Raw genomic sequence first — 15,404 nt, forward strand, 5'->3', positions numbered from 1 at the left:
AGGCTCGGCTTCATATTAGCCTTAACTTTCCGTGACTTATTGCATCCGAACATGATTACTGGAATCTTAACCCGCGCAGGAAGCCGCCTCGTCAGAAGGGCGGTTGGGCAGATTTAGGAATGCGTAGCGTCAGGCGCGCACGGCAGTCGTGCGCGGGGAGCAATGTACATGTTTTGGTTGTATGGTGGCGTAGGACTACCAGAGCGATTTGGGACTCGGTTACGACTTTCTCCTACTCTTTTCACAATCCAGACCTCGATCGGAGCAGTGCCATTTGGCGCAGGCCCGGCCAAAATGTTGGTTCTGGATCGCTTCGCACATCATCATTGAGGACTGCGGCGAGCGCGCTGACTAGTCCGATCTCATCCACACCAGACGTTCTTTCCCCTCAACTTCATCACAACGCCGGATCCCCACGCGACGCGTGAGTTTGCGATTTGGCACGATCTTCTTTGATTTCATTTTTGGAGTACCACGATGACAACGGCTTTCAGCGCGACCACAACCCTGAGTTTCAACGGCACCCAGTGGATCGCCACCGACAACGGGATCGATACCGTTCTCACGGCCGACCAGGTTACGATAGGGACGCAAACCTACCTCCTCGTCGACCAGCACAATGCAGGCGGCTACCAAAGCATCCAGTCGGCAGTCGACAACGCGTCGGCCGGCGAGACGGTGGTCATTTCCGCCGGTGTCTATGGCGAGAACGTCCATATTTCCGCCGGCCACAGCAACATCACGGTCGAAAACCTTGCTGGCAACCAAGTCACCGTTAATAGCCAGGGCGGCTATCAGGGCGCGATTACAGTCGATCAGGGTGCGAGTGCTACGATTACCGGCGACACGCCGACCAACTTCGTGCTGAACGCGGCTCCCGGCTCGCAGACATTCGGCCTCTATTTGGTCGGCAACAACGATACGACGGACATCACCAACCTCACCATCACCGCAAATGGCGGAAATGCGGTTGTGACGGGTGGCAGCGAGCACAACGTCACCTTCCAGGGGAACATCTTCGGGGGCACAGCCACCCAGCTCGTCTATGTCAACGGCGCCGAAAGCCTCGGCCCGGCAGCCCAGGGAAGCAACGTCGACTTCATCAACAACATCTTCCAGGGCACCTCTGGGCTCGCGCTCGGCCTGGAATCCACGAACGCCAACATTACCGGCAACACGTTCGCTGGATCCGGTGGCACTGCTGTCGGCCTCGCCGAGGACTATGTGGTGGTCTCGGGCAACCATTTCACCGGCAGCTATGCGCAGTATGTCGGCCTTCCTGACAACACCTACAGTTCCAGCGCGATCGCCAGCGGCAACACCTTCTCCAATGGCGGGGTGACGATCCAGGGCAAGCCGGGCGTCTATGGCAGCATTCAGGCGGCGATCGACGCGGCATCCACCGGCGACACCATCATCGTGAGTGCAGGCACTTACAATGAGAACCTCAACATCAACAAGGGCGTCATCATCGAGGGCGCCAATCACGGCGCCGACGGCGCCGCTGTTCGCGGTGCGGAAACTATTATTACCGGCCAGTCGACGATCAACACCACCCAACAGGTGACAATCGACGGCATCGAGTTCCTCGACAACAAGCCGATCACCTCGCTCGCCGGCAGCAGCGCCAGCGATCACTTTGTTTCGCTGACAGTGCTGCAGCAGAATTCCACCGGCGGTCATGTGATCGAGAATTCGATCTTCATGCGCGACCCGAGCTCGATCACGGATTCCCACTACGGCGCGACCACATTCGAGGGCAGCGCCAATCAGCCGACCCACCGCGGCATCGAGATTTCCAGCGTGGGCGCGGGGCAGGCGATCACGATCCAGAACAACCTGATCACCGGCGCCAACTCCTACACCTATGCCGGCGATGATTATCGTTCGGGCATCTATTCCAACGGTGGGGCCGGCAACACCAATATCTCGCACAATACGTTCACCAACGTGCGCTCGGCGATCAATGCCGACAATTTCTCTTCGAATGTGAAGATCGATGGCAATACCTTCGATCATGCCGGGTCGGGCGTGGCGGTCGGCGTCGGCTCCGACGTCACCAATGTCACCAGCATCACCAACAACAGCTTCGGCTACGTCGACAACGAGTTCAACTTCAAGAACCTGACGACGCCGGTCAGCTTCGATGCCGGCGCCACCAACAACCATCTGTCGGCGGCCGCCGCGGCCGACCCGACCCAGGCGCTCTACATCGAGGGCAGCTCGACGGGTGGTGATCACATCACCGGAACCTCGGGGGCCGACATACTGGTCGGCCACGGCACCGGCGACATCCTCTCCGGCGCGGGCGGCAACGACACCATCATCGGCGGCGCCAATTCGGCCGTGGCCTTGAACGGCTTGCCCGCCCAGTATGATTTCTCGCACCTGACCTTCGACAGCAACGGCCTTGCGTCAGGCCAGATCACCGGTCCGAGCGGCACGGACACCCTGACGGGCGTGGCGGCCCTCAAGTTCGGCACCCACTATTACGTGCTGCCGGGGATGTCGATCCAAGCCGCTGTCAACGATGCGGTTAACGGCGATACCATCGATATTGCCCAGGGCACCTACACGGAGCAGGTTCTGGTCAACGGCAAGAATCTGACCATCGAAGGCATCGGCGCAGTGACGGTGAAGGCGTCGGCGAACCTGCACGCCAGCTTCAACGACGGCAGCACCGACAAGTACGCCGTCATCGGCGTCGAGGGGCACTCCAACGTCACGATCAACAACCTGCACGTCGACGGGCAGGGTCAGGGCGGACAAGCGGTCGCGGGCGCTGATTTCAACGGCATCGCCTATCTGAATTCATCGGGGCATGTCCAGAACAGCACCATCACCGGTGTCCGCGACGGCGGCCCTAGCGGTGTGCTCGATGGCATTCAGCACGGCAATGCGCTCGCCGCCTTTGTGACCGACGGCACCAGCCAGAACCTGGAAGTCGATCACAACAACATCTCCGACTTCCAGAAGAACGGCATCAAGCTGTCCGGTGACGGTCTGACGGTGAATGTCCACGACAACACGGTGACGGGCGCAGGCCCGAGCACATCGATCGCCCAGAACGGCATCGAAATCATTTCCGGCGCCGGCGGCTCGGTGACCCACAACAGCGTCTCTGAGATCGGCTACACGCCGGACACCGTCCAGGGCTCCGGCATCCTCGTGTACAACGGGGCACCTGGCGTGCATGTCGACTACAACACCGTGACGGGCGTCGGCGGTCATGGCGACGCCGGCATTGCCTTTGTCAACAGCGACGCGCCCGAAGCCAGCAACAATACGCTGAGCAACCTGGAACAGGCTCTGGATCAGGAAGGCACGTTCACCACCGCGCTCAATCAGCACGGCAACACCTTTGTCAACGACACCACCAATCTCGCATTCTCGGCCGACCAGGCCACAGGTTCGTTCATCATCTCCGGCACTTCCGGCAACGACGTCATCACCGGCAACAGCTCGGTTGCCGACGTCGTGGCCTATACCGGTACGCTGACGGCGGCTGACTTCTCCTACGACAATGCCACCAATACCTGGACGGTAGCGGCGGGCGCGGGAGGCACCGACAAGCTTTCGGGGATCGAGAAGGGGACTGACGGCAGCGGCCACACCTATCTGCTGGTCGATCCGCACGGCTCGTACACGACCATCCAGGCGGCGATCAACGCCGCCAATCCCGGCGACATCATCCTGGTCGGCGACGGCACCTACAACGAGAGCATCAACGTCAACAAGCCGAACCTGACCATCGAAGCGGTCGGCAGCCATGCCGTCATCCAGGGCACCTTCAATTCCGACAACGGTGTGACCGGCTCGCTCGCCACCTGGCTGCAGACGGCGGCCGGCTATCACGGCACGGCTACCTCGACCGACGGCATCACCATCTCCGCCAACGGCTCGTCGATTTCGGGTCTGAACGTCGCGGGCTTCATCCACGGCGTCAATTTCAACGGTTCGAATGTCGCTGGCACGACGCTGAACGGGCTGAACATCAGCGATACCGTCATTGGGATCGAGAAGACCGCGGCCAACGGCATATCCAACTTGACCATCACCGGGGGCTCGATCAGCGACGGCTACAACGGCATCAGCTTCGACAAGGACTACTCGTCGCCGGCAACGTCGGGGCAGGGCAATGCCACCGGCGTGCTGATCAGCGGCACCGACTTCAGCCATCTCGACAACAAGGGTATCTATGTCGAGACCCTGTCGAACGGCCATATCACCGGCGTGACCATGAACGACGTCGGCCAGTATGGGGCCGTCCCGTCGTGGGGCGGCAATGGCAGCGGCGGCAACGGCATCGACCTCAACCTCAAGAACGGCAGCTACAGCAATCTCGAAATCGACCATTTCACGCTGACCAATACCGGCACCTCCAACCAGAGCGCCGGACCCGGCGTCGACGGCAACAAGAACGGCGGCGCGATCGTCGTCGAGGCACGCGACGCGGGCTCCTATACCGGCGCTCCGGCGACCATCACCGGCACTGTCAGCATTCATGACGGCTCGATCAACGGTACCTCGACGGGAATCCAGATCGGTGAGCCGGGCCAGGCCAATACGCACGGCCCCAATGTCGACATCAGCAATGTCACCATCACGGGCGCGCAGCATTCGATCGACCATGGCGATATCGCCAACGTGGCGTCGACGTCGACCACGATCATCACACTCAGCGCCAGCGGCCAGACGCTGTCAGTGAGCCCGACCACCACGGGGCAGATCGTGGTGGTTCCGGGCGGCGGCACCGAGGCGCTGCATGCCTCGAACTTCTCGCTCAACACCACGACCGGTGTCTGGACGCTCACGACGACCACCGAAGGCACCGACCATTTGAGCGGTGTCGAGCGGATCGCCGACGGTTCGGGCCATTACATCCTGCTGGTCGGCGGCGGCGGCTATGCCCACATCCAGGACGCGATCAACGCTGCTTCCGACGGCGATACCATCGTCGTGGGCGCAGGCACCTACACCGAGGATCTCAACATCAACAAGGGCGTCGCCATCGCAGGCGCCAATCATGGCCTCGCCGGCAATAGCCATAGCGGCGCCGAGACCATCATCGCGGGTCAGTCGACGATCGGTACGACGTCGCAGGTAACGCTTGATGGCCTCGAGTTCCTCGACAGCAAGCCGCTATCCTCGCTCGACATCAACGATCACTTCGTCTCGCTGACGGTGCTTCAGCAGGCCTCCACGAGCACAGGCCACGTGATCGAGAACTCGATCTTCGTGCGTGATCCCAGCTCGATCTCGGCCTCCGGATTCGACCCGAACACGTTCGAAGGCAGCGCGCATCAGCCGACCCATCGCGGCATCGAGATTTCCAATGTCGGCGCGGGCCAGGCGATCACGATCGAAAACAACCTGATCACCGGCAACAATCCCTATTCCTATGCCGGTGACGACTATCGCTCGGGCATCTATTCCAACGGCGGCGCCGGCCAGACCAACATCCTGAACAACACCTTCACCAACGTGCGTTCGGGGATCAATGCCGACGGCTTCTCGTCGAACGTGAAGATCGGCGGCAACTCGTTCGACCATTCGGGGACGGGCGTGTCGGTCGGTGTCGGCTCCGACGTCAGCCATGTCACCAGCATCACCAACAACATGTTCGGGGTCGGCGTCGACAACGAATTCAACTTCAAGAATGTGACGACGCCCGTCACCTTTGATGTCGGCGGTACCGGCAACCATCTGTCGACGGCCGCGGCCACCGCGGGCCAGGGCTTCTATATCGAGGGCAGCGCCGCAGGCGGCGATCACATCATCGGAACCACCGGTTCCGATATCATCGTCGGCCATGGCGGCGACATCGTCACCTACACCGAGATCTTCAACGCCTCGAACTTTTCGCTGAACACCACCACCGGCGTATGGACGCTCACGACGCCCCACGAAGGCACCGATCAGTTGACCGGTATCGCGCAGGTTGTCGACGGTTCGGGCCACCACATCCTGCTGGTCGGCGGCGGCGGTTATGCTACCATTCAGGCGGCGATTGATGCCGCGTCTAACGGTGACATCATCATCGTGGGTGCGGGCACCTACAATGAGAACCTCAACATCGACAAGGGCGTCACGATCGCGGGCGCCAACCATGGTGTTGCCGGCAGCGGCCATAGCGGGGCCGAAACCATCATCACGGGACAGTCGACGATCAACACCACTTTGCAGGTGACGCTCGACGGCCTCGAGTTCCTTGACAACCAGCCGTTGACCTCGCTCAGCAGCGGCGATCAGTTCGTTTCGCTGACGGTGTTGCAGCAGGCGTCGTCGGCGACGGGCCACGTGATCGAGAACTCGATCTTCGTGCGCGATCCCAGCACGTTGCCCGCCGGGTTCAACCCGAACACTTTCGAGGGCAGCGCCAATCAGCCGACCCATCGCGGCATCGAGATCGCCAACGTAGGCACGGGTCAGGCGATCACGATCGCGAACAACCTGATCACCGGCAACAATCCGTATTCCTACGCCGGCGACGATTACCGTTCGGGCATCTATTCCAACGGCGGTACCGGCAACACGTTCATCGCGGGCAATACTTTCAGCAACGTGCGTTCGGCGATCAATGCCGACAACTTCTCTGCGACGGTGCAGATCACCGGCAACGCGTTCGACCATGCCGGGTCGGGCGTGTCGGTCGGCGTCGGCTCGGACGTCAGCAATGTCACCAGCATCACCTACAATACGTTCGGAATCGGCGTCGACAACGAGTTCAACTTCAAGAACCTGCTGACGCCGGTCACCTTTGACGCCAACGCCACCCACAACGTGCTCTCGAACGGCGCGGCCGCCAACCCCGGACAGGGCTTCTACATTGAGGGCAGCGCGAACGGCGGCGATCACATCACCGGATCGGCGAACAACGATATTCTCATTGGCCACGGCTCGAACGATGTGCTGGTGGGCGGTGCGGGTAACGACATCATCTATGGCTCGCCAGGAGGTGGCGACGACGTTACCGGCGGTGCCGGCAACGATACGATCTATCTCGGCCCGAATGACACGGTCGAGTACAGCGGCAAGCGCTCCGACTACGTCATCGTCCAGGCTCCGAACGGCGTTGTCTATGTCTCCGATGGTCGCCCCGGCGCGCCCGACGGCTTCGATACCCTGAACATTCCGAACAATGCGACGCCGAGCTTCCACTTTTCGGACGGCACTTTCACGCTCGCGGGCGTGCTCGATCAGGGGCCGACGGCGGTGGCTGACACGTACAGCACGCCGGAGGGGGTCGCCGTAGGAGCGGGCGACAATGTCCTTGCCAATGATGCGGATGCCAATCATCCGCAGAACACCCTCCATGTGACCGCCGTTAATGGCAACACGAACAATGTCGGTCAGGCGGTTGCCGGCGTCTATGGAACGTTGACGCTCAACGCCGACGGCACCTTCAGCTACCTCGCAAACAATGCAGCGGCGCAGGCGCTGGGAGTGGGCAATCACGCGACCGATGCGTTCAGCTATACGGTGACCGACGCCTACGGCAAGACGTCCACCACCAGCGTCATCTTCAACGTCAACGGCGTCAATCAGCCGCCGGTCGCGGTGGATGACAACGCGTTTGTGGAGGTGAACACCGACACCACCTTCCTGCCCAATCCGGTCGTGCGCAACGTCCTGCACAACGACAGTGACATCGACGGCGATCTTATTACGGTCGGGAGTGTGAACGGATCGGCCGGCAATGTCGGGCAGGACGTGGTCGGCCTGTACGGTACGCTGCACTTGAACGCCGACGGTAGCTACAGCTACACGCTAAACAATGGCCTAGCAGCTGTGCAGGCGCTCTCGCAGGGTGAAACGGCGACCGATACATTCACCTATACCGATATCGACAGCCACGGCGCCACCAGCAATCCGGCCCATCTCGTCGTCACCGTCATCGGTGTCAACGAGGCGCCGGTGGCGGTGAATGACGCAGCGACGATCAACGCCGGCGCAAGCGCGGTCACCGGCAACGTGCTGGCGAACGACACCGACGTCAACGCTCACGATACCCACACGGTTGCGACCATCAATGGGGCCGCGGTCAACTCGACGACTGGAAACGATGTCGTCGGAACCTACGGTACGTTGCATATCAATGCCGACGGCACTTACTCCTACGCGTTGAACAACAACCTCGTGGCGATCCAGGCGCTGGCGGCAGGGCAGACGCTGACCGATACCTTCAGCTACACCAATGTCGACAACCACGGCGCCGGCAGCAACGCGGCGAACCTCGTCGTCACCATCGACGGCGTCAACCACAGCCCCAACGCACCGGTCATTTCCAGCTTCGGCAATGACACCGGCATCAAGGGCGACAACATCACCGCGGCGAAGTCGCTGCAGTTCACCGGAACGGCTGACCCGAATTCCAAGGTGATGCTGTTTGACAATTCGACTCAGATCGGCACCATCGTTGCAGACGGATCGGGTCACTGGGCGTTCACGACGGCAATCCTTGCGAACGGCTTCCACAGCTTCACGGCCGCGTCCGTCGACTTGCAGGGCCATACCAGTGCGTCGTCGGCGGTCATGACGATCCAGATCGATCCGAATGCACCGGATATCGCCCCGACGGTCACGGCGGACAGCTTCACAATCATCCAGGACCAGACGATTGCGATTGCTGCAAAGATCCACGCGACCGACGCGGATTCCGACCCGATCGTGAGCTACCAGCTATGGGAGGGCCAGTCGTCGACCGGCGCGCCCACGGGCTACTTCACCATCGACGGTATTCGCCAGGCGGCGGGTGTCGCGATCGACGTGACAGACCTGTCGCACGTGTCATTCACGGGCGGTTCAACCAGCGACACTCTGTGGGTCCGGGCTTCCGACGGACAGACCTATGGCCAGTGGGTCCAGTTCCACGCTAACTCGTCGGCGCATGCCAACGCACCGGCGGGAGAGGTTGCGCCGCAGGTGACGGTCGCGAACCAGACGGCGACGACGCGAGGACAGGTCTTCCAGGTGTCAGATCTTGTTACCGGCGTCAGCGGTACCAATCCGGTTGTCCGCTATCGCTTCTGGGACGATCATAATGCGCTGGGGACGGCCGACGACAATCCGGCGACCGACAACAGCGGATATTTCACTCTCAATGGCGTTCGCGAAGCGGAAGGCGTTGCGATCGAGGTAAATGTCAGTGACGTCGCAAACCTGCAATTCCACTCGACAACCGGAACCGACATCCTTTGGGCGCAGGCCTATGACGGTTTCAAGTGGGGGACCTGGAAGGAGTTCACGGTCACCGGTGTCCCGGACGCAGCTCCGGTGGTCACCGCAACCAGCGTCCTGAGCGCTGCGAAGAATTCGCAGATCGCCGCAAGCGCGCTGTTCACCGGCACCGACGCCGATGGAAACAATACGATTGCCAAGTACCAGCTCTGGGATGGGACGACGTCGGCGACCAACGGCTATTTCGTCGTCAACGGCGTCGACCAGGCCGGGAATCTGACCTTCACGATCAATGCGTCGGACGTGGCTCACACTTACTTCCAGACCGGCAACGTCTCGTCGGACGATCTGTGGGTTCGCGCTTTTGACGGCCTGCAGTGGGGTGCCTGGACCGAGTTCCACGTCAACAGCGTCAATCACGCTCCGGTCGTATCGCTGTCCAGCACCACCGTTCCGATTTCGGCACAGACCACGTCGGTCTCGGCGGCGGCGTTGTTCAACCTGCCAACGTCGGTGACGGACGCCGATGGCGACGCCATCACGCAGTATCAGTTCTGGGAAAACAAGCCCGCCGCTGGTACATCGGCTGACGGCAGCGGCTATTTCAGCGTCAACGGTGTCAGGCAGGATGCCGGTGCTGCGATCACGGTTGCGGCAAACCACCTCTCTGACATCTCGTTCTTCAAGGGCACCGCGAATGCCAACGATGTCGTTTGGGTCCGTGCGTCCGACGGTACCGACTGGAGCGACTGGAAGCAGATCACGGTGAACGAGTCGACGAACAACAACAGCGTCGGCAACCAAGCGCCGATCGTGACCGCGACAGACACCCATGTGGCGAGTCACAACGTGTCGACTGCCGCGAACCTGCTGTTCCAGGCACGCGATCCGGACGGTGACCAGATCACACGCTATCAGCTCTGGGACGACAGTTCGAACTCCGCGGGCCAAACAGGCGTCAACGATGTGAGCGGCCATTTCGACTTCCATGGCCAGATACTGCCCAAGGGACAGGCGCTCGACGTGACCGCCTCCGACCTGTCCTCCGTGTCGTATGTAAGCGGCTCGGGGTCGGATCTGCTGTGGGCGCGCGCGTTTGACGGCCAGACCTGGGGCAAATGGACGAGCTTCCATGTCGTTGCACCGGTCGATCATGCGCCCGACGTCACGCTCAACAGTCAGGGGACCACGGGCGTGGGGATCAACCAGTCGGTCGCGGCCAGTGCGGCGTTCACTGCCACCGATCCCGACCACGGCGACCAGATCGTCAAGTACCAGTTCTGGGCTTCGACGACCCAGGCGAACCAGGCCCACTTCTCGATCGACGGGGCGCCGCAGGCGGCGAACGCCGCCATCGACGTGGCCGCGGCCGATCTCAGCCATGTCAGCATCGTCGGTGCGGCGCAGGCCGAAACCGACCTGATGTGGGTTCGTGCCTTCGACGGCACGATGTGGAGTACGTGGCAGCAGTTCCATGTGAACTCGCACGTGAACTCGAACACCTAACCATCTGCCCCGATCAAGCGCCCCGTCTGCCACCAGGCAGGCGGGGTTCTCTTTCGTAATGACACCTTCACCATGATATCGGCGCATCACGTTGCGGCGCCATGAACTCTCGCAGCTCGTTCAGGATGGCGATCCGTGCCGCGCCCGGCTTGCGAACGCTGCGTCAGCCTCAAAATCTCCAACGAGCCTAACAATGCCTGAATGCGAATATTCGCCTTGTTAGTTTTTCGTTGAGGATGTTGTTTGCCGGGCGCCCGTTGGCGAGCGCTCGTGTTGCGTGCCGCGCGGCTATCGTGGGATCGCGTTGGTATCCGGATTACTAACGGCTATGTGTCGCTGCGCGCTGCAGCAGTAACCAGGCGCTTCCATCGTACGAATAGCGCCGTTGTCTGACGAATTTGTCTTCGCTGCATTCAAGGGCCGTTCGCACAAACAAGATTCAATTGTCCGCACACGGTAACCAACCGGCAACACTGACAAGTCGTAAAAAGTTTCGCGCAAACACCGATTGTTTATCGTAGTTCCGCGCTCAGATTCCGTTACCCATTCGCGCTGCGATCTCGTTAATCCGGTCCGCCTAACGTCTCCGCATAACAAGAACGAAAAGTTCTTATCGGGGACGTCAAATGGCTGCCGTAACGACCGTCACCTGGACGGGGAACCAGGATATCGATGGGCTCTTGATCGGCTATCGCTGGGCCGATCCGTCGTTGACCTATAGCTTTCCATCGGATGGTTCGTTCTATGGCTCGCAATATGCCACGACGAACACCGAGAACACGACCGGCTTCGCGCAGCTCAACGCCGCGCAGCAGGCGGCCACAATCAGCGTGCTCGCCCAGTATCAGGCCGTCTGCAATCTGACATTCACGCAGATCAACGAGACGGCGACGCAGCACGCGACCTTGCGTGAAGCTCAATCCGGTTTGTCGCGCACCGCTGACACCTTCAGCCCTAATCCGGGATACGCCGATGCGGAGAGCGGGGACTCCTGGTACAGCAGCTATCGCACCTGGTATCTCAACCCGGTCAAGGGTAGCTACGCCTACCATACCTTCCTGCACGAGATTGGTATCGGGCTCGGCTTACGGGACGATTCGACCGGAACCAATCTGACTTACGCGCACGACTCGATGGCGTATTCGGTCGAGTCCTACAATTCCTACACCGGCTCGTTCTCGGGCGGCGCCGCGACCGGCTACGTCAACGACGCCTGGAGCTTCGCTCAGACGCCGATGGTGCTGGACATCGCCGCCATGCAGCAGATGTATGGTGCGCGCTACAACAGCACGCCCACCAACACTGTCTATTCCTGGAGCCCGACCACAGGCGAGGAGTTCATCAACGGTGTCGGCCAGGGTACGCCCGGCGGCAACAAGATTTTCATGACTGTCTGGGACGGCGGTGGCAACAGCACCTACGATTTCTCGAATTACACGACGGATATGACGATCGATCTGCGTCCCGGCGCGTGGTCTACGGTCTCGGCCGCCCAGCTTGCCGATCTCGGCGCACAGCTGTCGCCCGGCTCGAATCTGGCGCCCGGAAACATCGCCAACGCGCTGCTCTTTAACAACGATCCGAGGTCGCTGATCAAGAATGCTATCGGCGGATCCGGCAACGATACCATCATCGGCAACCAGGCCGACAATTATCTCAAGGGCGGGTCCGGTCACAACGTATTCGTGGGCGGGGGCGGCAACGATACCATCGATGGCAGTGCGAGCACTGACAACACGTCTGTCTACACCGGCAACAGCACCGATTATTCGTTTACGCGCGGCGCGAACGGAACACTGATCGTGAGCGATTTGCGTGCCGGCTCGCCCGACGGCACTGAAACGCTGATCTCGATCCAGCACCTTCAGTTCAACAACGGCACGTTCACGCCGAGCCAACTCGGCATCGCCGCGCCGGTCGCTGCTGCGGTCAGCGTGAATGTTCCGCATGGCCATTCCGTCGCCGCGGCTTCGCTGTTCACTTCGTCAGTTTCTTATGTGCAGCAGTACCAGTTTTGGGACACGGCAGCGGCGGACCATGGCGGTGCGTTCGTGCTCTCGGGCGTGACCCAGCCGAACAATGCGGCCTTCTCGGTCTTGCCCAGCGATCTCGCCAATCTGAACTATCAATCAGGTACTTCGCCGGATACGCTTTGGGTCCGGCTCTTTGACGGCGTACAGTGGGGCACCTGGACGCAGCTTTCGGTGACGCCGACCGATCAGGCGCCGATCGTCGCGGCCTCTGACGTCACGGCCACCAAGGGCCAGGCGTTTGCCGCGTCCTCGCTGTTCACTGCGAGGGACCCTGACGCCAATGACACCGTGGTCGGCTATCAATTGTGGGATGGGACGGCTGAGCCCTCGAGCGGTGCGTTTGTGATCAACGGCGTTCGTCAGGATGCCCGCACCGTGATCGATATTTCGGCAGCGCAGCTGTCGAGCACCTCCTTCCAGAGCGGGTCGGGTACGGATCAGATTCAGGTCCGCGCCTTTGACGGCATGACATGGAGCGACTGGCAGAAGTTCAACGTCATCGCGCCGATCGACCATGCTCCTGTCGTGACTGCGCCGAGCATCGGTGTGGCGATGAACTACACGCTGGCGGCTACTCAGCTGTTTACGACCAGCGACGTCGATGGCGACGCCCAGACCAAGTATGAATTCTGGGATTCGACGCCGTCGACGGGTAGCGGCTACTTCACCGTCAACGGTGTCGTGCAGGCGGCTAACCAGGCGATCGATGTCGCAGCGTCCTCCATCAACCAGGTCTCATTCGTGTCTGGTTCGGCTCCCGGCAGCGACCTGTTGTGGGTGCGCAGTTTCGACGGCGTGCTCTGGAGCGATTGGAAAAGCTTCACCGTTACAGCGCCTGTGACCCTGGTTCCTCAGGTGGTTGCCGCCAGCACCACGATCGCCAAGGGCGGCACGATCTCGGCATCGGATCTGTTCAGCGCTTCCGTTCCTTATTCCTACCAACAGGTCACGGCGTATCAGGTATGGGACGATACCGTCGCAGGGGGGCATTTCGTGGTCAACGGTGTCGCCCAGACATCCGGCCACGCCATCGATGTGTCGCTGGCGGATTTGAGCCACGCCTATTTTCAGGCCAACGGCGCGAGTACCGATCAGCTCTGGGTCCGCGCCGCCACTGGAAATACCTGGAGCAGCTGGACCCCGTTTACGGTCAGTGCGCCCGATCGTGCGCCGGTGGCCACCGCCGCGAACATCGTCGCCACCAAGGGGCAGGTCTTCCAGGCGACCGAACTGTTTCACGCGACCGATGCCGATGTCGGTGATACCATCGTCCAGTATCAGTTCTGGGATTCGACGACGGCCGCCGATAGCGGCCGCTTCACCGTCAACGGCGTCGTGCAGGGTGCCAATCAGGCGATCAGCGTCGATGCCTCCGATCTCGCAAATACGCAATTCCATACCGACTCCGGCACGGACCATCTCTGGGTTCGGGCCTATGATGGCCAACTCTGGGGCGACTGGATCAGTTTCAACGTCATCGCGCCGATCAATCATGCACCTGTCGCGGTGGCGGAGGACCAGGTGATCGCCAAGGGGGCGACGGTTGCCGCGAGCTCGTTGTTCAGCGTCTCCGATCAGGACGGCGACGCCATCGCCCATTACCAGTTCTGGGATTCTTCCGCGGGCGCGGGAAGCGGTCACTTCTCGGTCAGCGGCGTTGCGCAGGCCGCCAACACCTCGATCGATGTCGCCGGCTCTGATCTCTCTCTCGTGACCTATACCGCCGGCGGCATCCACAATGTCGATGATCTCTGGGTCCGAGCATTTGATGGCCTGGCCTGGGGCTCATGGCAGGAATTCCATGTGAGCGCGCCCAATCACGCGCCGGTGGCGAGCGTGGCGGACATCACAGCGACCAAGGGGCAGGTGTTCGCGGCTTCGGACATGTTCACAGCAACGGACCCTGACGCCGGCGATACCATTTCCCAGTACCAGTTCTGGGATTCGACGGTCGATCCGAACAGTGGACACTTCGTCGTCAATGGCGTGCAGCAGGGGGTTAACCAAGCCATTACCGTCGACGCCTCGCAGCTTGCGGGCACCAGCTTCCAGACCGGTTCGGGGGCGAACCTGCTGTGGGTGCGCGCATTCGATGGTCAGGATTGGGGCACTTGGAAAAGCTTCACAGTCACCGCGCCGGTCGATCACGCGCCGACCGTGACTGCCAGTGACGTGGCTCTTTCTGCCGGCCAGACAGTCCAGGCGGGCTCCCTGTTTTCGACCTCCGATGTCGATCCCGGCGATACGCCGGTGAGTTATCAGTTTTGGGAAGGCGCGGGCGGAGCGAATTCGGGCCATTTTACAATCGACGGCATCAACCAGCCAGCGAACACCGCCATCACGGTGCTCGCAAACGACCTGGATCACGCGAGCTTCGTGGCTGGGGTCAATACGATCGACCAGCTCTGGGTGCGGGCGTCGGACGGCGTGCTCTGGAGCGACTGGGTCCAATTCAACGCCACGTCGGCGGCTCATGCCTGAGGGGATTTCAGGTCCAGAACCTCCGAACCGGTCGACATCAGTGTCGGCGGGAGATCGCAGGGAGCAGGAGGGTGAGCTACCGGTTGAATATTTTACCAATAGCTAATCTTGGGCGTGTATAATCCGACCGGTAAACTCCCCCGTGGGCGGCGCCGGATTTGGCCGCGGTCCTCCTGCCTGCCGCTACTTGCTTCATCATTCGGC

2 protein-coding genes are annotated in these 15,404 nt (G+C 61.2%); both read left to right on the forward strand.

Translation table 11 applies throughout. The features are described from left to right. Nucleotides 1-477 precede the first annotated feature (477 nt). Nucleotides 478-10,686, forward strand: a complete 10,209-nt coding sequence (locus FNJ47_RS05340) for a beta strand repeat-containing protein (protein WP_163151341.1) — start codon at nt 478-480, stop codon at nt 10,684-10,686. Between the two features lie 626 nt (nt 10,687-11,312). Further along, nucleotides 11,313-15,200, forward strand: a complete 3,888-nt coding sequence (locus FNJ47_RS50155; RefSeq protein WP_175068348.1) for a M10 family metallopeptidase — start codon at nt 11,313-11,315, stop codon at nt 15,198-15,200. Nucleotides 15,201-15,404: the final 204 nt, after the last annotated feature.

It is taken from the genome of Bradyrhizobium uaiense, from assembly GCF_010811875.1.
Taxonomy (GTDB): Bacteria; Pseudomonadota; Alphaproteobacteria; order Rhizobiales; family Xanthobacteraceae; genus Bradyrhizobium; species Bradyrhizobium uaiense.

Bases quoted from the DNA above. Each gene is read 5' to 3' on its own strand.
- FNJ47_RS05340 (WP_163151341.1), top strand. From the start codon at position 478: ATGACAACGGCTTTCAGCGCGACCACAACCCTGAGTTTCAACGGCACC.
- FNJ47_RS50155 (WP_175068348.1), top strand. From the start codon at position 11,313: ATGGCTGCCGTAACGACCGTCACCTGGACGGGGAACCAGGATATCGAT.